The organism is Okeania sp. (assembly GCF_035285525.1).
GTDB lineage: Bacteria > Cyanobacteriota > Cyanobacteriia > Cyanobacteriales > Microcoleaceae > Trichodesmium.
The window spans coordinates 1-22749 of sequence record NZ_JAYKGW010000127.1; the positions used below are offsets into that span (position 1 = coordinate 1).

At 37.4% G+C, this 22749-nt stretch carries 20 protein-coding genes; 13 read left to right on the forward strand and 7 right to left on the reverse strand.

Annotated features, from left to right (window positions below):
* From VKJ25_RS11900 to VKJ25_RS11935, 8 genes are all read left to right on the forward strand, one after another.
* On the forward strand, positions 1–91 hold a 91-nt coding region (locus tag VKJ25_RS11900; protein WP_324236864.1), incomplete at its 5' end, for a transposase.
* Positions 92–165: 74 nt separating this feature from the next.
* Positions 166–420 (forward strand): hypothetical protein, encoded by a 255-nt coding sequence (locus tag VKJ25_RS11905; protein WP_324236846.1) that lies wholly within the window; start codon positions 166–168, stop codon positions 418–420.
* A gap of 1 nt (position 421) precedes the next feature.
* Positions 422–883: a hypothetical protein gene (locus tag VKJ25_RS11910; protein WP_324236847.1), complete on the forward strand. Its 462-nt coding sequence runs from the start codon at positions 422–424 to the stop codon at positions 881–883.
* A 176-nt stretch (positions 884–1059) separates the two neighbouring features.
* Entirely contained in the window at positions 1060–1335 is a 276-nt protein-coding gene (locus VKJ25_RS11915) for a hypothetical protein (RefSeq protein ID WP_324236848.1), read from the forward strand.
* Between the two features lie 816 nt (positions 1336–2151).
* Positions 2152–2307 (forward strand): hypothetical protein, encoded by a 156-nt coding sequence (locus VKJ25_RS11920; RefSeq protein WP_324236849.1) that lies wholly within the window; start codon positions 2152–2154, stop codon positions 2305–2307.
* A gap of 129 nt (positions 2308–2436) precedes the next feature.
* Positions 2437–3012: a hypothetical protein gene (locus VKJ25_RS11925; protein WP_324236850.1), complete on the forward strand. Its 576-nt coding sequence runs from the start codon at positions 2437–2439 to the stop codon at positions 3010–3012.
* 164 nt (positions 3013–3176) lie between these two features.
* A complete protein-coding gene (locus tag VKJ25_RS11930) occupies positions 3177–3341 on the forward strand; it encodes a hypothetical protein (protein WP_324236851.1) in 165 nt (54 codons plus the stop codon).
* A 295-nt stretch (positions 3342–3636) separates the two neighbouring features.
* A complete protein-coding gene (locus tag VKJ25_RS11935; protein ID WP_324236852.1) occupies positions 3637–3837 on the forward strand; it encodes a hypothetical protein in 201 nt (66 codons plus the stop codon).
* Here the strand turns inward: VKJ25_RS11935 and VKJ25_RS11940 are convergent.
* From VKJ25_RS11940 to VKJ25_RS11960, 5 genes are all read right to left on the reverse strand, one after another.
* Positions 3834–4397: a nucleoside deaminase gene (locus VKJ25_RS11940; RefSeq protein ID WP_324236853.1), complete on the reverse strand. Its 564-nt coding sequence runs from the start codon at positions 4395–4397 to the stop codon at positions 3834–3836. The two genes, VKJ25_RS11935 and VKJ25_RS11940, sit on opposite strands and share 4 nt — an antisense overlap.
* A gap of 140 nt (positions 4398–4537) precedes the next feature.
* On the reverse strand, positions 4538–5851 hold the full coding sequence (locus VKJ25_RS11945; RefSeq protein WP_324236854.1) for a DUF2201 family putative metallopeptidase: 1314 nt from the start codon (positions 5849–5851) through the stop codon (positions 4538–4540).
* Between the two features lie 495 nt (positions 5852–6346).
* Entirely contained in the window at positions 6347–6742 is a 396-nt protein-coding gene (locus VKJ25_RS11950) for a Uma2 family endonuclease (protein WP_324236865.1), read from the reverse strand.
* A 539-nt stretch (positions 6743–7281) separates the two neighbouring features.
* Positions 7282–8367 (reverse strand): AAA family ATPase, encoded by a 1086-nt coding sequence (locus tag VKJ25_RS11955; protein WP_324236855.1) that lies wholly within the window; start codon positions 8365–8367, stop codon positions 7282–7284.
* A gap of 569 nt (positions 8368–8936) precedes the next feature.
* Positions 8937–9101, reverse strand: a complete 165-nt coding sequence (locus VKJ25_RS11960; protein WP_324236856.1) for a hypothetical protein — start codon at positions 9099–9101, stop codon at positions 8937–8939.
* A 774-nt stretch (positions 9102–9875) separates the two neighbouring features.
* On the opposite strand from VKJ25_RS11960, the gene phnD reads away from it, so the two are divergent.
* From phnD to VKJ25_RS11980, 4 genes are all read left to right on the forward strand, one after another.
* Entirely contained in the window at positions 9876–10829 is a 954-nt protein-coding gene (phnD, locus tag VKJ25_RS11965) for a phosphate/phosphite/phosphonate ABC transporter substrate-binding protein (protein ID WP_324236857.1), read from the forward strand.
* Positions 10826–13072 carry an ATP-binding protein gene (locus VKJ25_RS11970; protein WP_324236858.1) on the forward strand — a complete coding sequence of 749 codons (2247 nt, stop codon included), beginning with the start codon at positions 10826–10828 and terminating at the stop codon, positions 13070–13072. Before phnD ends, VKJ25_RS11970 begins: the two co-directional genes overlap by 4 nt.
* Before the next feature lie 1269 nt (positions 13073–14341).
* Entirely contained in the window at positions 14342–15640 is a 1299-nt protein-coding gene (locus VKJ25_RS11975; RefSeq protein ID WP_324236859.1) for a sensor histidine kinase, read from the forward strand.
* A 597-nt stretch (positions 15641–16237) separates the two neighbouring features.
* Positions 16238–16975 (forward strand): phycocyanobilin:ferredoxin oxidoreductase, encoded by a 738-nt coding sequence (locus VKJ25_RS11980; protein WP_324236860.1) that lies wholly within the window; start codon positions 16238–16240, stop codon positions 16973–16975.
* Positions 16976–17459: 484 nt separating this feature from the next.
* On the opposite strand, the gene VKJ25_RS11985 is transcribed toward VKJ25_RS11980, so the two are convergent.
* Positions 17460–18323, reverse strand: coding sequence for a hypothetical protein (locus tag VKJ25_RS11985; RefSeq protein ID WP_324236861.1), 864 nt, complete (start codon positions 18321–18323; stop codon positions 17460–17462).
* Between the two features lie 907 nt (positions 18324–19230).
* On the opposite strand from VKJ25_RS11985, the gene VKJ25_RS11990 reads away from it, so the two are divergent.
* Complete coding sequence (locus VKJ25_RS11990) at positions 19231–21270, forward strand: DNA polymerase III subunit gamma/tau (protein WP_324236862.1); 2040 nt, start codon at positions 19231–19233, stop codon at positions 21268–21270.
* Between the two features lie 324 nt (positions 21271–21594).
* Here the strand turns inward: VKJ25_RS11990 and VKJ25_RS11995 are convergent, their stop codons facing one another.
* Complete coding sequence (locus VKJ25_RS11995; protein WP_324236863.1) at positions 21595–22542, reverse strand: hypothetical protein; 948 nt, start codon at positions 22540–22542, stop codon at positions 21595–21597.
* Between the last annotated feature and the right edge of the window lie 207 nt (positions 22543–22749).

Sequence of the window (22749 nt, forward strand, 5' to 3'; positions counted from 1 at the left end):
AGGACATGAAGTTATATTTCTCCCTAAATACTCTCCAGATTTAAATGATATAGAACAGGACTTTGGTGCATTAAAGAAGAAAAGAATGTAAGAAGGAAAAGACAAATCCATTGATGATATTATTAGAAATTATTGCGCTTCGAGTGTGTCCCACTCTTATTCAGAATGACTATATATTTAGGTCGAGACCTGCTAGCAGACTGGGGAGTAGTTCCTCAACCAAACGATAAAGAAGAATTTACGGTTAGCGATTACATAAGAAAAAGTACTAAGACAATATTAAGTTCTAAAGACGTTCCTGAATGGCTCCAAGATGCTTTTATTGAGGGAGGTGAGAACTATTATGATGTATTTAGAGATGAATTGACGAATAGAGGTGGTATAATTGATGAGAGACGAATGAATATTCAATATACTTAGCATGAAAATCGCCAATATCACTGAATTACCTGACGTAATCAAAGATGTCACTACTTGGGAAAACGCCCTGTTGATGTTAAGTAAGCACTGCCTGGACATACAGGTTGCTTACAAGAAAACGGCGCCAGAGACAGAGCAAAAAAACTTCATTTCCATAGAAACTAAACTAGACGTATCCCCCGATCCCTATACCACTATCAAACTTTCTGAAGTTGAAATTGATATCATAGATGGCATTATCAGAACTGTTAGTTTTATAGAACCTGACAGCTTTGTTCCCAAAAGTATTTATCCGTGGAATAGTAATAATTCATTTGACTGCTTAGTAAAAATGCTATTCAAAACATTTGAATTTGACAAAAGCAACGTGACAAACCCGGACTCCCAAGAAATATTGGAACTAGGAATCGAGCAAAACTCTGATTCCAACTCATCCATGTTTACAATTTCTCCTGTTTTATAATTATCAATAGATACTTCACAAATTGGAGAGTCAATAAATTATAACGCCATTGAGTATTTATCCGGGTCTTTTTAATTCCATTGTATAGCACAAAAACAATCCAAAAAGAGCAATGATGGTAACAGTTCAAACGAAAAAATAGTAGTGATTCTTGGTCTGAAAAACTATTAAAAGATTTGTTTGAACGAAGAGGTATTGAATATGATAAGAATAAAAAAATCAGTGAATTATTCAACTTAAATCGCGCCAAAGTTTACGGTCTTCAGTTTGATGGTCAGCAAGAAATTAAGATTATTTCTACTCCGGAAAAAATAGTTGAAAGGATAAATCACGCAAGCGTAATTTATCAATTAGTTGCTAATGAAGCTAGCAGTAAAGAAGGTTATTCAGAAAGAAGACAGTTAAGCGGTCATCCTTCGATACATCTTTATTTTAAACAGATTTATCCTTGACAGGAGGATCAAAAGTCTGGCCTGAAGAGTGAATTTAGCTTAAGAATTGTCAAGAAAGCAGAATATGAAGATGAATATGGCCTAGAAACAATATCCATAGCTTTCCTGAAAGAAAAAGCTCAAAAAATCAATTCATTATTTATTGAACCTACGTTATTCAATCTAAACAGAGGGGAAGTTGGTTATTCATACCAAGATTGGCCGAGAGGATACGCTACATGGAGTGATTTTTTAAACGAAAATAGTGCATTTGAATTTTTCGAAAAGTATGTCCAAATATTAGGAGATACCTTTGACAAAACAAAAGTAGGAGTTAATCCGCATAAGTATAAGCAGAAGAGTACAAAGTAAAGTGAAGGTCCTTGGGGAAGAAACTAAGCTACCTAGTAGGTACAGAAAGGTTACTATGGCTCTTCATTATGCTTATTGCAAACTCCCTATTACTGGAAAAAAGATTATTTTAGCTACAAGATCAACCCGCTTTCCAGTAGATTTTAGATTGAAGGAATAGGCAAAAAGATTTTTTCGGAATATTAATATTTGTAAGTTCCCCCTAGCCCCCCTTGAAAGGTTGCGGAGGCTAAAGATTTATATTAGCATCGGAATTGATAAACAACTTTTAAGTATAAAGGTATGGCAGATAACATAATAACAATTCAAGAGTTAAGGGAAAAGCTTGAATAAAAAGGGGTAGATATTAATGATGCCCAAAAATACCCCGATGGAAGCAACTGTTTAAAGTTTGTCAATGACTTTCTAGATTGCCTCCAGGAAGTGCAAGATAAACAAAATTCCGAGTCATCTAAAGGAGCGTCTGTGTCTATTTTGAATACAGTCCGAAGACCAAGTAGTGACAAAAAAGAATTTCCTCCTAATAGTGGAAATTTTTACGAGACAAACAGCGTAGTAAGAACTATAGGATATCGTGAAAAAATTGTGGTGGGCGGTTATCTCCCAACTATTCGCGATTAAGAAAAAATACATTTAAGGGGGAGTAATGGCATATAATCCATATACCGTAAAAAACAGATTAATAGGTCAATTACAGTAGGCACTCATAAGATATTATTCGCTTACAGAAGCAATCTAAGTGACGCTACAATGACTGAATTAGGTCTTGAGATTGCAACTACGACTGCAACTAGCAAGATATTAAAAGCAGGTGCGGTCATAGGAGCGAACGCACCCAAGCCTCATCGAGCAACAAAATACCTTTCATCAGGAGAAACAGAGTCAAGCTATATTAGTGACGAAAAAATAACAGAAGCGTCTGCTACCTGGAGTATTCAATCACCTAAATTCAAAAGTCCACCGTTGTCAGACAGGTCTACTTTGGTTTACGTTTTAACTAAAGTAGGAACAAGCGACGTCCCTTATGGATGGGCAATGCCAAATTATCAAATGGATGCCATCTCTGCGGAAGGACTGACAAATTTGGGTATTGTAACCATCCCTAGTGACGCAATACCAGAAAGCCTTGCTTTGTTTGGCTTAAATGCACCAAAACTAGGAAAAGTTAAGCAAGACTATTCAAAGTTACCTGGAAAAGAAGCAGACGAAACCACGTCTTCGGTATGCTCAACTTTTTATGCTGATAGTTTGAAAGCGACAGCGTTAACAGATGGATGGATTCCAATAACAAAACCAACTATATATGGCGGTTACAGTATTGGATAATGGCATAGAATCAGACATTTTGATACTGCCTGGAACTACATTGTTTGATGCTTGCTGGGAGGCGTTACCACCTCCCCCGAACAAAGAAAGCATAAAGCACCAAACCGCAGGAGAGTATAATTATATTGTTCGCAGTGGCAATAAATACAATTTAATGGGGGTGCGTGCATTCCAGAGAAGCTACTGAATATGTCTTTGGTGGTGAATATGATTTGAGATTATCTGAAATCGCTAGCAGCGAGGATTACAATCCTGATGACTACATTCCTTACGAGCAATGGAAAGCATTAGTTAATGGCGAGGTATTAGTTGATAACATAGATTCTTGATAAAGAATTTCTCTACACTCAAGAACCGCGATTGGTGACTGAATAACGAGATCAGATATCTCCCCAAGTTTTTGCGACTAGAAAGAGGATCGAATGTCAAAATTGTTATTGGGGTGATGGCTGCTCCCAAAATTAGTCATAACACCTCAAAAGTTTTTAGCTTATAGGTGAATACAAAATAGAAAAGAGAGGCTAAATATATGGAAATAACAATAGTTATTGAGTTGATAGAATTCTTTCTGTTGGAGGGGGGACTGCTGTACTTTTTAATAAAATTGGAGATGTCAGATTAGAAATGCTGCAAAACCAGACAGCTATTAAAAATTTTTCAGCGTTCTTAAAAGCAGAATTGCAGGATATCATAGACGAAAAAATAGAGAAAATTGAATACGAGTTAAGTGAAGCCAGGGAAGATTTCAGTAGGCTTGATTCCAGAATTGCACAAATAGAAGGTTGGGTTGAAGCCAACAGTTATCGAATACGCAAAGTCGATTAATTCTTAATGGTTAATGATTCACTAGAGCCGCCATCTTCATTCCCACTAGCATAATAGCCAAACTTAGATTTTGCTAAGTAACGCAAACTTTCGGGTAAAGTTTCAAAATCGAATTTTTTATTGAAGTTAATTCCTGCAAAATCATCTATTGCCATCACCCCCACATTAAAGCCCGCAGTTAATAGGGCGCCCGTACACATAACACAGGGATCGAGTGTTGTGATAATCGTAAGCTGATCGGGATCGGGCAAGTTTAATTCTTCTTTGTGCTTGTAATACCAGTAAACAAGCTGAGTTTCGCCGTGAGCTGTTGGATCGAAAGTAAAAACCTCAACCTTGTGAGTCTTAGTCTTAGTATCTGAAAGCTCTTTTAAGAGATTGTTATGCAGTTTGTGAATCACACGACCCGTAGCATTTTCGACAATAGCACCTCCAACAGAATAAGTATTTTGTGCTTGGGCTAACAGTGCTTGATTTAGCACAATAGATGCGGCTTCATCCGCATTTTGAACAGCAGAGGCTTTAAACGGAACTCTATTCCTGATTTCAAATTGAGACATTATTTAATAAACCAGATTTTGACTTGAGGACACATTTGAGGCAGTGACTGAACATCAAATATTTGAACAACTTCATTACATCAATAATATATTAATCCCTCCTCACCCAGTCCACAACCGTTAAAAAAATATACAATTCTTCACATGACAGGATTGGGCATCTCTCTAGCAGAAGATTTAAGATAAGCCCCTTGCCCCAGAGGCTGTAGCTTGGGATAACAACTCCGATAATTCTCCTCGCTCACAAACAACCACATAATACGAGTCCGCCGATTCTGGGGCGGTGCGGGGCAAGGTGCATAACCATCAGTGTAAATAATCAGACCATCATAATCCCGATGTTCCTCCAAATAGGCCACAACTGGATCAAAATTTGTCCCGCCTCTACCCGTTAATTGTACTTCCCTCTTAGCGCGACGGAACGTCATTACATCGGTTGTAATCTCAGCATCAAATTGAATCACATCGATCGCCTCCACGCCATAATTAAAAAAGCGATTCACCACCGAAAACCCCTGCCGTAGCTCCTCTGTTCCCATCGATCCACTCACATCAATAGCAAACAGCAAGCGAGTGGTAAAGTCACGACGACTGCCCATATAAGCGAACCCATAACGGCGATTTGGTTTCATCCGGGTTAGCCGTCGCTGTTGACTAAGGATAGACGTGCGAAACTTGCGCAAAACTGCCCGATAGTCGAGCTTGGGTTGCAGATTCGCCAAAATCTGTTCCCGCAACCTGCCCCCAATGCTCCCCCAACTGTCATTAGCTAGAGCCATTTTTACCAGATCGTCCAGGCGATCGCTCAATAATTCATCTCGATCCCACTGATTGGTATTTTCCACACCACTCAAATTTGGATCGGTATAGACGGATAGGAGGTCTGGAGGACTATCGCTCGATTCGGAACTCGTCTCAGTTTCTGCTGTTGACTCAGATTCAGACTCAGCAGAACCAGAAGAGCCAGATGCAGTTGCAGTATCACCTTCCCCCGTACCCGATCCCGGCGTTCCAGAAGCTCCAACAGCCAAACTGGGGGGCTGTAGTTCGAGCAATTTGTGATAGTAAAACTCGAAGAATTGTCGATCGTAGTTGTTATCCCCAAAGACATCCCGTGCCCTAGGAAACGGCAGGTCAGTTTGTAAATATTCTTGCACCGTTAAATTGCTGGCAGCATAGCTAATCTCTGAATGAGGTTGACGGCGACTGTATGGGTGTTTCAGAATAATCCGTAGAGCTTCAAAACGCAGGGTGGCTTCCAGGCGGCGATCGCTCAACTGGTTAATAAACTCTGGATTGTACTCAATCCTGCCTCGTTGAATGCGAATGGTTTTAATCCGTGGCTCAGATACTAAGGCATGACTCGTCCAGGTTGCTAGTAACAGTGGCTCAACCAGCAGCCACTTTTCTACAATTTGAGCAATGCGGTGACGGGCGATTGGTTTTGTTCTCATATTGTATTTAATATAGTTCATTTGAGTTGCTAGTTATAAATCAGGACTTAGGCATAAAGACTATTTGTAGGGTATATTGGCGGTAACACAAGGCATTGAAAATCTATATATAGATAGTGTATTTCCATAATATCATGTCCGGTAGCATCGTTTGTGTATAAAATTAAGATGAGAATGAGAGAAAACCTTCTGCCTTCCTTCCAGCAAACCCTAATTATTCAAGCGGACATGATATCATATGATCTCCGGATCAGAGCGCTATCGCAAAACTTCCTCTTCTTCCCTTCCTGGGAGGGGTTAGGGGTGGGTTAACTCCTGCCTCGTTATTGATCACTATTCAACCGGACATGATATAAGTCCTGTAAATATAGGAGTTTTGATCCCCCTAAATCCCCCTTAATAAAGGGGACTTTCGGATTTTCCCCCCTTATTAAGGGGAGCTGGGGGGATCGAATTCATAACTAGCAAGTTGAGTTATAGTTATCAATACCTGTCTCATATAGTTTTGGCAGCAAAAATATCGGCGGCGCTCAGTTGCAATTTCGGGAAAGCCAAAGATTCAATCCTCTCGTTTCCCGTAAACAGTGTTACCTCATATTCCCCATCCACCAGTTGATAAACAGAGAGAGTGGGTTGTTTGGGATTGCCGATCAACCGCCGATCACCTAAACCCAGATAATCCACAATCCAGTATTCGGGTATACCCATTTGTTCGTATTCTGCGACCTTCCTCAGATAATCATCTTGCCAGTTTGTACTGACAACCTCTATTGCCAGTCGAACAGAATCTCCCTTGGTAATCATTGATTCTTTCTGCCAACGGGTTTCCTGAGCCAGTTGCGCTTTATTGAGACATATAATATCAGGTAAGTAGCCAGATTCGTCATGGATTGCTTGCTGAAATCAATCGCCAGGAACTCTACAACGTAATTCATAACCGTCGATTTGAATTGCCAGTTTTACCATTAAAAAACCGATGACACTAAAATGTTCTCCTATTCCTAAAGGCATTTTTACTATTGTTCCATTGTGTAGTTCGTATTTATCGGTCGCATTTTCCGGATACCAACAAATTCATCGAATGATAGGGGCTTGTTTAGAGTCGCAATCATAATAGTTATTTAGTACGATAGATTCAAACAAAAGAATTTCAAGTTAATTAGTACGGTCTTACTTTAGCATTTTGGCACAGCACCTGTCAAGTTTATTAGAACCCAGAAACCCGGTTTCTACACTCGTACCGGGTTTCTTTGCGTAAGCTAGAACTTACACGGGAGGCACTATATATAGAGTATTGGTGCGTTGTGCGTTGTGCGCTTTACATGTCGCGTAGCGTTTCGGCGCTTGAGCCGACATATAAAGCGGAGCTTTGCGGAACGCAAAACGCACCCTACCAATAGCGTTCGTGGGTAAGTCCTACTTTAATTATTTCAAACCTTAATTTTTTCCAAATACTCCGATAAGAAATCAATCAAATCCATTGATTCAGCGACAAACCCCATGGCATCACTAAAATTGGGACTCTGAACCAGAGAGGAAAAGTGAGCGATGGCTTCCTGTTGTTTGCCCTTACGGAGATACTGGAGATATTTCAACAGATTCTTCCGGGCATTATCGGCTTTATTTTCCGGGCAATGCCCGGTATTAAGCCAGAGTAAAACCTGTTCGTTCAAACTGGCAAAATCCTGAATATCCAAACCTTTGAGCTGTTTAGAACACTTAGAATATTGCAACAAGAGTTGTTCAGGTCTCAGACCCCTTTGGGTAGCCATACTTTGGCGAAAGGCTATACTAGCCCGACTCCCCACCATACCAGCAATCAGTTTAAAGTGAATCTCCTCCAGCTTTGTATGGTTGCGAACAAAATTCGCAACTTTGACCCAAGCACGGCGATCTGGGGTTTTAATCAAGCCTGCGGTAGCGATCGCTGCATCCGCATCTGGATTGTCACCATCAAGATACTCGGGATGTTGTTGGATAAATGTCAACACCCGTGGATCGATATCATGGCCTGAAGCCCAAAGCAGCCAATCTTCCACCGTCGGCACAAACTCATAGAGATTGAACCGCGACACCAGAGCCGGATCGAGTTCCGTCAGTTGGTATTCTTCCCCTGCATTCACCGCAGCAATGACAATACTGCCAGGGGCTAGAGGTTTACCAGCCAAGGTTTTATTGAGAGTCAGGTCTTGAACGGCCTGCAAAATTTCGGGGCGTGCCCGGTTAAGCTCGTCCAGAAATAGCACCACCGGGCTATCGGGGGCAGGCCACCAATAGGGGGGTAAAAAAACCGAATGGCCTGTGGTCTCATCTTTATGGAGCAAGCCAATCAAATCCCCTGGATCGCTCATCTGACCCAAAAAGAACGGGATCACGGACAACTTCTGACGCTGACGGTAGAAATGGCTAATAATTTCTGATTTCCCAATACCATGCTTGCCCACCAGCAGGATATTTTGCTCCGGTGGAGTCAGTTCCAGAACTTGATAGAGTTCGCGGGCATCAATACGGATCATTGTTTTTAGAGCTTTTTCTTGTATATTTTATCAATATTCTATCAGATGTGCAAAACAAAACCCTCAGCATTATCCCTATCATATTGAGCTTGTGAATGACTAACAATATTTGTTGTATTTTCTTGGTTGATAGGCAGTTCCCGAAAAGGTTTTAGAAGTTTTGTATATCTCTTATATTTAATATAGAATCCGGTTACAAGTGTATATGTTCATAATTTTATCTACACTTCAATCTCCCCATCTCCCACAACTGTATAACGAGTATTTAACCAGATTTTATATAACAGCAAATGTACTACTCTCTACTTGTGTTTTTTTGATATCTAGCCAATCATCCCAGATATCACCAATGGTTATAACAGGGATGTTACCTAGTGAGAAAGTTTGACCAGCACTGCTAACTTGAGGCTTAAATAAATTAAAGTATTTTTCCAGACTTGCATCATCAAGATATGTGATATCAAATCCGCTGACTTTGGAGAATAAGATTTACCATCAGAAAAAAGCAAAAACTCCTAATTTGTAGAGGGTACGGTTCCCGAAAAATTGGAGACCAAACCCCTACGATATTAAATTCTACCGATGCTACCGGATTTGATATGAGGATTGGTCAAGTCTTGATTCATCATTTCCACGACTTCAGCTACCTTGACTCTATTTTGAGAATTAGCTTCTAAGCCTTTGTAGTGGTAGCGACCAACCTTATATCCCTGTTTTTTTAGATGATTTACCAACCTCGATGGTAGGGATACTCTCAGTCATCCCCTGTCCTCATCAAACTTGACAATTCCCTTTTTGATTTTCTATCATTCATGTATCAATAGACCTTATTCTCTATCAAACTTAGTCTATTTTAAACGAAAATAGTAGATTATAGCGCATATTCAAAACTCTAGATAGCTTAAGCTATTAGCCAAGGATTAAAATCCTTGACAAACTTAGCTACAATATAGCCATAATACCAGGCATGATCAATCTTTGCTACGAATCTTTGTTCCCTCCATACCTATTCCCTATTCTTTTTTCACAGTTAAGTGTTCCTTATCACTAGAGTTTTCTAAGAGTAGAATGATTTTCATTTTTCCGTTTTAGTGCTAGATTTTTAAGTAGCAAATATAGCTATAAGTAGTCGTGCAAAATTATTTGTATATAATTTCGTGTCTAACAGGACTTACGCAAAGACACTATATATGGAGTATTGGTGCGTTGTGCGTTGTGCGCTTTACATCTCGTCTAGCGAAACGCACCTGGTAGGGTGTGTTTTCGACTCCACAAAGCTCCGCTTTTCATGTCGGCGACAGCCAAAACACTGCGCGACATGGAAAGCCAAGCATTTCCTATACGAATAAGCGCATTTCGTAACGCATTATGCTCAAACTTACAGGACTTACGTCAAGGTACTATATATAGAGTCAAAAAAACGATTGTTCCCTAGTTTTAAGCACTATATCTAGGGTTACTGCCTAAGTCCTAACTCAGTTTCCAGAATTATCCAAGAGGTTCTATTCATGAAGTTTATTTTGTGGCCAAACCCCACATTTCTCAGATATTCCCTGTTATTCAGTTTACTGTTATGTATCAGTACAACCGCAATTAGTTGTACTTCCACTTCTTCTCAAGAATTGGCTCCAGATGAAAAAATTTCCGACTCTAATTACCCTATAAACCATACTTTAAGGGTAGCAGTACTTCCTTGGCAAAGTTCTGAAGGACAAGAAGAAAAATTAGAAGCTTTAGCTAAATATCTAGGAACAGTTCTCCAACGTCCGGTTAATTTCCAAGTCACAAAAAATTACGCTGAAGCAGTTGATTTGATTGCAAAAGAAGAGGTCGATATCGCTTATTTAGCTGCTCTTACCTATATCCAAGCTAAAGAACGGAATCCCAATCTCAAACCCCTAGTGGTTCCCATAGATAGAATTAGTGGCAGACCTTGGTATACCAGTGTAATTGTTGCTAATACTACCAAAAATATCAACACTTTAGAAGATTTAATAGGTAAACGCTTTGCTTTTGTTAGTCCATCTTCTACTTCTGGTTTTCTGATACCAATGAATGGTTTACAAAATGCCAATATCGACCCTATATCTGATTTTGATAGTATTCGCTATTCTGGCAGTCACGATCAAGCTCAACAAGATTTAGCAGATGATGTGGTAGATGCGATCGCTGACGATAAAGCATCTTTTCTCCGGAGTCAAAAGTCAGGAAAACTTGATACTAATTACAAGGTTATCTGGGAGTCAAACCCCATACCTGGGCCTCCTATAGTTATCAATACCAAGAAATTCTCACCAGAAACTATCAAGCAACTGCAAGGAGCTTTGATAGATGCTCCTATAGGTTTTGTAGATGTAAGTGGTACTGAATCTGCTGGTTATACATTGAGTAAAGATGCAGATTTTGAGGAAATACGAGAAATATACAACAATCTGAAGTCTATAACAGTACCGGAAAAATGAAGATTCTCACTAAATTTATTATTTCGACAGCAGTTTCTGTGGGATTAGTATTTGCTTTAGTAGGAAGCAGTACACTCTTGATTATCAAAATAGAAAAATCTATAGAGGAAACCCGCAATTATACTAATCAAGCAGTTCATACCAGTCAAGAACTTAAGCTTTCTCTGGAAAAACAAACTTCTGCACTAAAAAATTATCTTTTGCTGAATCGCAGTCCTATTGAAATATACAACTATCAGCAAGAGATATCAAGATTTTTGCTCGCTTTGGAAGAAATTAAGCAACTCATACCAGAATCTAAAAAACCAGAATTGGTAGAACGTCGTTATCAATTTCTGACGCGCTTAGTTGATAAAATTGTAGAAGATACAAATTATTCTCCTACTGCGATTAAGCAAGATATCAAAGCTATCAACTCATTCAAGGATGATATTTTGCTGTTTCTCAACCACTTGATAGAGGAAGTAGAACAAGAAGATATTGATAGTCGAGAGGTGGCTATGGAATTTAAGGGAAATGCCATCATTTATACCTACTGTTTGATTGGGGTAGTATTGCTGATTTTCACTGCTGAGTTTTTCCACACACTATTACCTGTAATTAGTTCTATTCAAGCTCTGCAAATTGGTGCTAACAAATTAGGCATGGGAGATTTAAGCTATCGTTTGGATATTAGCACTGGTGATGAAATTGAGCAATTAGCCCAAGAATTTAATCACATGGCCGATCGATTAGCTGAGTCTTACAATTTCTTGGAACAGAAACGACAAGCAGCAGATGCTGCTAATCATGCAAAAAGTCTATTCTTAGCTAATATGAGCCATGAACTCCGTACTCCCCTTAATGGTGTTTTGGGTTATGCGGAAATTCTTAGTCGCTCTCAAACTTGGGGAGAAAAAGAAAAAGAAGGTATCAATATCATTCATCAGTGTGGTTCTCATTTGCTAACTTTGATTAATGATATCCTGGATTTATCTAAAATTGAAGCTCGCAAACTAGAGTTGCAACTACAACCTATTCATTTGCCATCTTTTCTCCAGGGAATTGGGGAAATTATTCGGATTAGAACCGAAAAAAAAGGTTTAGATTTTGTTTACCTACCAAGTCCTAATTTACCAGATGGTGTTTTAACCGATCCGAAAAGATTGCGTCAGGTGCTAATTAATTTATTGGGTAATGCTGCTAAATTTACCGAACAGGGTAAAGTGACATTTAAAGTAGAGGTAATTGATGGCATAGAAACGCAAAAACCAACAGACAATCAAACTGCCAGACTCCGTTTCCAGATTAGTGACACAGGAATTGGTATTAATTCTGATTCTTTAGAAAAAATTTTCCAACCTTTTGAACAAGTTAGCGATCGCCAATACAACACCGAAGGAACTGGATTAGGACTTGCTATTACTCGTAATATTCTCAGTCTTATGGGTAGTAAGATTCAAGTTACGAGTGAATTAGGTGTGGGTAGCACTTTTTCTTTTGAAGTCGATTTTTCTCTGGTGAAAGAGTGGCAATATAGAATGGTGACTAACATCAAAAAGAATTTAATTGGTTATCAGGGAGAACCACTATCTTTATTAGTTGTGGATGATGTCCGGGAAAACCGTTTGGTAATTACCAATTTATTGAAACCACTCAAATTTAATGTATTTGAAGCGGAAAATGGGGAAGATGGTTTACATAAAGCTCTTCAGTTACAGCCAAATTTAATTATTACCGATTTAATGATGCCGGTAATGGATGGATATACTTTTCTGAAGTACATTAGAAAATCAGAAATACTGAAGAAAACTCCCGTGATTATTTTTTCTGCCTATATTTCTGCAATGGATGAAAAGCAGTGTTTGCAAGCAGGTGGCAATGCTTTCTTAGAGAAACCAGTAAAAGCAGATGAATTATTTAAACTACTAGCAGAAAATTTACAAATTACTTGGAAATATGAGCCTACATCTACTTCTAGTTCAGAACATCAACAAAATAGTAGTAAGATAGAAAGTCCTACCGGAGATATGGTATTACCTCCACTAGAAGCTCTAGAAAACTTATTCTTACTAGCTCAACAAGGTAGATTAAAAAAGTTAGTAACAGCAGCTCAAGCTTTAGAAGAAGAAAATCAAGATTATGCTCTCTTTGTTCGTTATATTGTTCATCAGGCTAAAGGCTTTGAAGTAAAAAAAATTACACTCTTTATTCAAGAATCTCTAGAAAAATCCCTGTTGCTTGAGAATAATAGCCATCTCTAAATAAAGAGGGAACAGGGAACAGGAGCGGAGTAAATCCTTACAGCGCTTTAATACGAATAAACCACATTGCCATAACCTTGCATCTTGTAGGGACGCCCTTATGCAACGTCCCTACTGTGGTTTACTGAAATGAAAACCGCTATAAAAATAGCTGATCCAATTAATCAGCACTTACACGGGAGGCACTATATATAGAGTATTGGTGCGTTACTCTACCGCTTTACATCTCGCGTAGCGAAACGCACCTTAATAATAGCCTTCATGGCTTTAGTCCTATTAATTTTAGATAGTTATCTTTATTCCTTCTTCCTTCTTCCTTCTTCCTTCTTCCTTCTTCCTTCTTGTTTAAAATTGGTATAATAAAAATTTTATTCTCTTACCTACATTTTTGGGTAAGATAAGATGTCCATCCCACTTATTTTTATCCCTTGATTCAGTAATGTCCAAATTCTTTCTGGCTCCTAGAATTGGGCAAAGTTGGGCAAGGAATAATTTTTCCGATTTATCGGGAACCGTGTACCTCCTATACAACTCCTTACTCCTCTTGACTTCCCCTCCTGGGATGGGTTAGAAGTGGGTTGACTGTCTACTCCCTACCAAGTGCAAAAAGACTGAAGAAGCGCCAACCCTAATTAGGGTTGGCGGATTAAATATCAAAGGTATTACTGGCAAAGGTTTCAGCCTTTATAGATAATATCTTTTAGGCCAATACGGTACAGTTCCGGAAAAATCATGCATTCTAAGACTTTGGGCAAGAAAGGGGTAGAAAATTAAGGGAAGATTATTCTGGCTACCTCTTCTATGATTCTTATTCCCATACGGATTCTGGATTCACCGATTCTGGCTTCTCCCCACTACTAAAAGACTGAAGAAACGCAAACCCTAATTAAAAGCTTGGCCGTATTTTGCTCTCTTTCTCCCATCCCCCATCTCTCTATCATAACAGGGTTTCAATACTTATGGGTAAAACATAGCTATTTTAAAGAGATCAAAAAAATATTTAATTTAGTATTTCCAGCCTCTTGCTTTCCTGTGGAATGCTGCGCCAACAGCTAGAGGTAATGATATAGCAGAAGGCAGAAGGAAAAATCTGGCTTTGTCTGGGTTTTAGACTTTTAATGTGTCCTAACTGCCTTGGCGATTGCTATAACTTTTAACTTGAAGCGACCCCTCCACAATACAATAACTAATTATATTAACTTTATACTCTATCTAAATTATGCAACGGTTGAAAATCAAGTAATAATTTTTATTAAAGATATCTAAATTATGGACAATTCGGATTTAATTTTAGTAGTAGATGATACTCCTGCTAATTTAGCAGTTCTTTCTGAAGCCTTAAATGATGCTGGCTTTGAAGTAGCGATCGCTACAGATGGAGAATTAGCTATTAGTCAAGCCGAATTAAGTTTACCAAGTTTAATTTTGCTTGACATAATGATGCCTGGTATAGATGGTTTTGAAACTTGTCGCCGTCTCAAAGCCTCTGAAATAACTCAAAATATACCTATAATTTTTATGACTGCTCTGAGTGATTCGACTGATAAAATCAAGGGACTTAACTTAGGAGCAGTTGATTATGTCACTAAACCATTTGAAGAAGCAGAATTAATTGCCCGCGTCAAAACACAGTTAAAACTATACCATCTCACAGAAAACTTAGAAAATCAAGTAGCTGAACGTACCAGAAAACTAGAAGAAACTTTACATCAGTTGCAGCAGTCCCAAGTTCAGTTAATACAATCAGAAAAAATGGCAGCTCTAGGACAGTTGGTTGCCGGAGTTGCCCATGAAATAAATAACCCTGTTAATTTTATTCATGCTAACCTTAAGTATATAGAAGAATATACACAAATATTTTTAGATTTTTTAGAACTCTATCAAAAAAACTACCCTAATCCTGTTGATGAAATTCAAGAGCAAGCTGAAGATATTGACTTAGAATTTTTGCAGTCAGACGTAACTAAAATGCTCGCTTCGATGAAAATAGGTACTGAACGTATCAAAGAAATAGTATTTTCCCTGCGAAATTTTTCTCGTATGGATGAAGCTGAATTTAAAGATGTTGATATTCACGAAGGTATTGAAAGCACTCTATTAATTTTGCAACATCGCTTGAAAGCTCAACCTCAACGTCCAGAGATTAAAATAATTCGGGAGTATGGTAGATTACCTTCTGTAGAATGCTATTCTGGTCAGCTCAACCAAGTATTTATGAATATTTTGGCAAACGCTATTGAAGCTCTAGAAGAGGCCAATGCTAAACTTACATATCAAGAAATTGAGGATAACCTGAATCAGATTTTAATTCATACATCTGTAATTAATGAAGAATTAGTACAGATTATAATTGCAGACAATGGTTGTGGCATTCCAGAACACATTAGACAGCGCGTTTTTGACCCATTTTTCACCACCAAACCTGTAGGCAAAGGAACAGGTATGGGTTTGTCCATTAGCTATCAAATTGTTGTTGAAAAACATAAAGGTCAACTTAAATGTTGTTCAGAAGTTGGAGGCGGTACAAAGTTTGTGATTCAAATCCCAATCTATCAGACAAAAGAGTAGGGAATTTTATTTCACTTATCAGTTATATCATGTCCGTTTCAATACTTATACTTTGGAAGAAGGAAGGCACAAGGTATAAGGGAAAGAAAAGTTCAAAAGCCAACAAATCACTGCCTGATTGGCAACCAGAACCCTTGATTTTCCAGAGCTACACCATTCCAGTCTGGTAAAAAGTTGTCGATGTGTAAGTTTTTTGAGGATTTTAATGTTTATCATTATTAAGTTATGATAATCTAGGAAAATAGTCTTATATTCACTATCCCCCATCTCCTCATCCCCTCATCTCCTCATCCGCTCATCCCCTCATCCCCTCATCACTCTACACTAATGTTATAAATCCAGTTAGGGGTTCTATAAATAAAGAGAATTGGCTAAAAGGAATTTTTGTCTTAGTTTATCAATAAATGGAGAGGCTTCATACCTTAAATTTTTCGGTAGTTTTGGGTAAGTCCTAATTAATTACTATGGACTTTCCTCTTTTTATTTTAAACTTGAATAATCAGGCATAATTGTGGGATTCTTATTATATAATCAACAAATTATCTAAAATCTAAAAAAACTTAATATAACAACTAATTAACTGGCCCATAATTCAGAATGTTAAAAACATCAATTCCATCTATTAAAGAACAACTAAATCCCTTAGTATCTGAACTAGCAGATAATATAGAAGCAGTTTGGCAACGCTACCTGGACCTAGAACCATATCATCTACCAGAAGAGCTAGGTTATGTAGAAGGCCGTCTCGAAGGGGAAAAATTAACAATTGAAAACAAATGTTATCAAACTCCCCAGTTCCGTAAGCTACATCTAGAACTAGCCAAAATAGGCCAGGGATTAGATATATTGCACTGTGTCATGTTTCCCAGAACAAGTTACGCCCTACCTATGTTTGGTACAGATTTAGTAGGGGCAAGAGGCCAAATAAGTGCAGCAGTGGTCGATCTATCACCCCTAAGTCAAGACGGAAAACTATCAGAAGTATATGACTATCAACTCCAAACTTTACCGAGCCAAGAATTTTCTCATCATCGGCAACTGCCAGAATGGGGGGAAATATTTTCTGAATTTTGTCTATTTATTCGACCAACTGGTGTAGAGGAAGAAAAAAGATTTCTATCAATAGTAGAATCTTATCTGGAAATACATTGTCAACAAGCGATCGCCCAAAAACCTGTTACTTCCGAAAAACAACTGGAGATTCTCAAAGCTCAACGACATTATTCCACTCAACAGAGACAAAATGACAAAACTCGGCGAGTTTTGGAAAAAGCTTTTGGGTCAGAATGGACGGATTATTATTTGACCAATGTATTGTTTGACAATCCTGATTAGAAATTTTGGGAATAGGGAACAGGGAACCTCGAAGGGAGGTTATAAAAAATATTTTCTATCAACAGCAGAAAATTTTGATTATGACTAAGTTAATAAAACTTGATATAGCAGAATAGCGATCGCTTCTTTGATCGGAACCGAAGGTAAGGGGGTGGAAATTTCTAAATATGGAAATAAAGTTTAGTCAGAGATTATTTCTGACTCCATCTAGTCCTATATAAACCTATTTATTGATATATTTTTCTCTTGGTTGATTTAGTTAAAGTTTACTGAATAAATCTAAAAGTATTTATATATCAAGATTAAAGGTTTTTTTGAGTCAAAAAAAGTGCTAATAAATTACTAAGTTAATGTTTAAAATTTTAGATTTTTCCTCAGCAAACTAGGAAAAATGTAGAAAAATTAACATCTACAACTATTGCCCATGGCCTCCATACCCATTGCCTACCTTCAGCAAGAAACTTTTGAGCGCCAACCCTAATTATTATCTCTGAATTTTTGTGGTTTTACTTAAATCTTTGATATGGGTTTTTCCAGATTGTCCGACCGCTCCTTTAGTTATATTTTTCTTATGTAAAGGTGGTTTTGGTGATGATAGAGTAGGATTTTTAACTGTAGGTCTATTAGTCCGAAATAGAACCCCATCGTGAGATTGTTCTAAGACCAACATTGGTACTGGTTTGGCTTTTTGATCCCAATCAATATGTACAATTCGACCTTGAATAGTAGGAGTCCAGTTATCATGGTCATCACTAGGACTAAGATAGGTTTCTAAACAATCAATAATTTGATTAATAGTTTGAGAAGTTGCTTGAGTGGGTAATTTGGTTAGTTTAATTGATATGCGAAATAATACTCTTTTTTTCAGGTCTTTACCTGCTTCTCCAGTCTCATATTCTATCTCAAACATAGAATCAATTTGTCGTCCACTTGGATTTCCTTTTTCTCCTGCTGATACTTGAGTAGGGCGCAGTGCCACACTAATTTTTTGTTGGACTTTGACCTTAATTTGATTGACAATAGCAAAATGGAAAACTTCCTCTGCCATCCGCATTCTTAAGTAATCTAAATTAAATTCCCGAGAATGGATAAGGTCAGGATTTTTTTCCATTTTAGCAATAGTTGCTACAGCTAGTTTATACTTTTTATAGAGGTCTTTATTTCTAAATTCCTCTACACTAATTTTTTTATGAAATTGTTTAATTTTGACTTTGTGAAATATACCCAAAATAATTAGCAATACTAACATTAATCCAGATGTACCCATCCAAATATATTCTGCTTTTGGCAAATTTGGTGTGGGAGAGGTTTGGGCTAACTTTGGTTCCACAAAAATAATTGGTGTCATTTCAGTTAATCAGTTATCAGTTATCTGTACATAAGGCTAAAGTCAGAGCCTTGAAAACCATAATTTTCTTTTTTATCCCCCCAAAAAGAGGAGATTTGAGACTTTATTTCTTGTTCGATATTTTTAATGTAAATTCCTGATAGTATAGTTATAGATCTGGTTATTAATTGGCCGAAAAATTATAGCCCTACCTATTACCGAAAAATTTCAGATTTAGTGAGAGCCAGAATTTATACTAAGTCTAGTTTAGATATGAGATTTATGAAAAGGGGTAAGGCACTTATGCTGGAGACAGGAGGGAGAAAAGTGAAAAGGATTGGACTAAGTAGTTTTTCATAACCGGATTTGGTATTAATATCTTATGCACTGCTAATCCAAGGACTTCTCTATCTGATTCTGTATAGGTTGTTGAAAATAACGAAACCTATAGGTATAATATACACCCTGATATGACTTTACTTAATGGTGGATAAAGTATAGATTAATTATATAGCAATTTACCAAGTTATGAGTACAGTTGTCTTTCTTCTTTTCTTTGCCCTCTTTTCTTTTGGTCAGCATTCTGCAACCGAGCTGTCGTCATCTCAGTTTCTGAACGCTACTTAGGATCAAAATAGAAATATATATCTTAAATAACTCTGGGAAATACTATAACAATCTGTAAATAAGTTGTAACAAATCAAAAAGTAAATAAACAGGACTTACGCAAAGCAACACAATTTTGTCATTGCCAGCGACAGCGTTTTGCTCTGGGACATGAATGGGTCCCATGACTTCAGGAAAGCCATCTCAAATGCCTAAAAATAGTTAATCATGGGATGAAACACCATATCCAATTGACCAAGAAAAAATCAATTCAGTAAAACCAGAGGTACTGATAACTGATAACTGATAACTGATAACTGAAATGGCCTACGAACCTCTCCATCATAAATATCGTCCTCAAACTTTTGCCGACTTAGTGGGTCAAGATGCGATCGCTCAAACTCTGACTAATGCTATCCAAACCCAACGGATCGCCCCAGCATATTTATTTACTGGACCCAGGGGTACAGGGAAAACCTCTAGCGCTCGAATTTTTGCCAAATCTCTAAATTGTCTCTCCCATGACCACCCGACCCCCAGTCCTTGTGGTACTTGTAATGTTTGTACGGGTATTATCAAAGGGTCAACTCTGGATGTTATCGAAATTGATGCTGCTAGTAATACTGGTGTGGACAATATTAGGGAATTAATAGAAAGGGCACAATTTGCACCTGTCCAATGTCGCTACAAAGTATATGTGATAGATGAAGTCCACATGTTGTCAGTATCGGCTTTCAATGCTTTGCTGAAAACTTTGGAGGAACCACCAGACCGAGTGGTATTTATTTTGGCAACCACAGACCCCCAGAGAGTTTTAGCGACTATTATTTCTCGTTGTCAACGTTTTGATTTTAGAAGAATACCTCTGGAGCCAATGGTCAAACATTTGGATCATATTGCAACTGAGGAAAAAATTGATATTGTAACTGAAGCGATACAGATGGTAGGTCAAATTGCTCAAGGTGGGTTGCGGGATGCGGAGAGTTTGTTAGATCAGTTGAGTTTGTTGGCGGGTGAAATTACGGTTGAACGAGTTTGGGATTTGGTGGGAGCGGTTCCGGAACGAGATTTAATGGTATTGTTGTCAGCGATCGCTTCGGATAATTCGACTCAGGTATTGGAATGTACTCGTCAAATTATGGATAGGGGTCGGGAACCGATTATTGTATTGCAAAATTTGGCAGGGTTTTATCGAGATTTATTGATAGCAAAAACTGCGCCGACAAGTGAAAATTTAGTGGCGTTGACTAGACCTACTTGGGAAGAGCTTTGTCAATTTTCTCAAAGGTGGGAAATTAGCACTATTTTGGCTGGTCAAAGACATTTACAAATGTCGGAAGTTCAAATTAAGAATACTACTCAACCTCGTTTATGGTTGGAGGTAACTTTATTAGGATTATTGCCTTCTGCATTGACAAGTTCAAAAGTAATAGTTGAACATTTACCGCAACGACAAATAACCAGAGAAACAAGTCAAAATATTTCGGTTCCAACTACTCCAAATACTTCTACTCAAGTTGAATCAAAACCATCTGTGTTTCAACCTCAAAAACCAAAAATATCGGAGACAAAAGAAATTTATTCTGTCTCAAAAAATGAGGAAGATTTAGTTGGTTCGGAAGCGGTTAATATTAATCCTGAAGAAGGGAATTTAGTAGAGATTTGGCAACAGGTACTGAATAAAATTACAGCGCCAGGTACTAAACAATTGTTGGAACAACATGGAATATTATTAAGCTTTAATGGTCAAGTAGCTCATATTGGTATTCGTTTTCCGGCTTGGTTAAAAAGAATATCTGATAAAGCTTCTATGATTGAGGCAGCTTTTGAAAAAGTTTTTAATCAGTCAATTAAGGTAAAAATAGAGCTAGCTAATTCTAGTCAGAATAATAATTCTCAAAATAGAAATATAAATTCTGTAAATACGACTAGAAAAGACTATCAAAAAACTCAACTTGAAAAGGAGAAAGAAACTGATAGTTCTGATGATAAGGTTCCAGAAAATCAACCAGATACTTCTCCGTTATCTGATTCAATAAATTATCAGAAAGAAAATAAAATTATCCCAGAAAATTATGTTTATAAACATCAATTAAATGATGTGAATAAACAGGAAAAATATGCTCAAAAAGGAAGACAGACTGTGGCGATCGCTACTCGTCGAATAGTTGATTTTTTTCAGGGAGAAATAGTAGATATAGGGTCAATTAAATCAGCAGATAAAAGTGATTTACCTGTTATTTATGAGTATTCTGATTTATCTATTGATTCTCAAATTATTGAGTCTGAAAATAGTAATGTTGGTATAGATGAACTTGAAGAAAATCAAGAAATTGAGTTGAATGATGATATTGAATTTTAACCTGATTTTTTTGGGTTGAATAGCCAAACTTCTAGGGTGCGCTAGATAGCTTGAATCGAGATTATAAAAGGAATTAAGCAATCCGTCGTAATGCACCATTTTAGCTTGGTCATATCAATAATAATATCATCAGGACTTACGCAAAGGTACTATATGTGGAGTTAAAAAACTATTGTGCAATAGTTTTAAGCACTATATCTAGCGTGGTTGCGTAAGTCCCGATCGTTCTTTTGATTCGCGATCGCAACTATAGCAATGTACGCACTTAATCTTTACAAATCGCAGGAGCTGTCCAATAGCTAAAAGCCTTATATTATCGGCGATTCATTCTCCCTGTTCCCACCTTCTGTGTTCCCTGTTCCCTGCGGGCAGCGCTATATTTTCAGAATTATCTTCATAATCAGGACAATAGAGTTTATTAGGGACATCAGTAGGAAAACCTGTAGGGTGCATTTGACACAACACTCCATCATCAGAAAAGGTAGAAAACTTACACTTTAAACATAATTTATTCTGATATTTTAACTTCTGTATATATAACCCTTTTAATGCAGAATTATATCTATGATTCAGAACAATTTTATTGCGTTTGACAAGCCATTCTGAATATTCATCAGCATTATCTTTCAGGAATTGCCTAACTCTTAAAAGCTGATATAATTTCATAGGTGGGGACTTTTTGTAATGTGGATTAGGTACAATTTTATCTGGATTTCCCAGTTTTTTTATCCAACCTTCAGATAAGCTGTATTCTGATTTTAATGTTTTTTTAGTAATATAGTTTAATCCATCACCTGATTGAGTATCTTTCTGATCGTAATAATATTCCCACTTCAGGGTTATTGTACCTGAAACTAAACCATAATTGCCTATAATTCCTATAGGTTTAGTCTCTGGTTTTGGCTCTAATTTTTCTTCTTTCATTTGCCGAAGAGAAATAGGATTTCTCGGCATATCTTGTGTATTCTTATAAGCTCGCGGCAATGTTTTGTCCGTAATCAATGTATCTTTTAAGGAATAAATATAGCGTGTAACATCCCGTTTTTTACTATATGTATAAATTCTATTATCCTGGTATGCTATAGGTTTAGCACCAGGTTTAAGATAACGATTTAATAATTCCAACATATTTTCAGTAGTCTCATTTTTTTTGTCTATTCTTATTTCTAAACCTGGGCAATCGTCTGATTTAGGTATAGACTTAAATTGTCTGCCACATATTTTACAGCTTTTAGTTTTTTTATCGTAATCGTGATCAGTGAATTTGTTCATTTTTTTATTCCTATTTTTTATAAACAGTAGGGGCGGGTTACGGTTCCCGAAAAATCACAACGAAAGTTAACGACTCTTATCTAGAAATTACATAAACCCATCCCTACAATAATCGACAGGGCGGGTTTAGCTAAATCTGAGAGTCAACCAAAACATCTCTAGAAAAACCCATCCCTACAATAATCGACAGGGCGGGTTTAGCTAAAT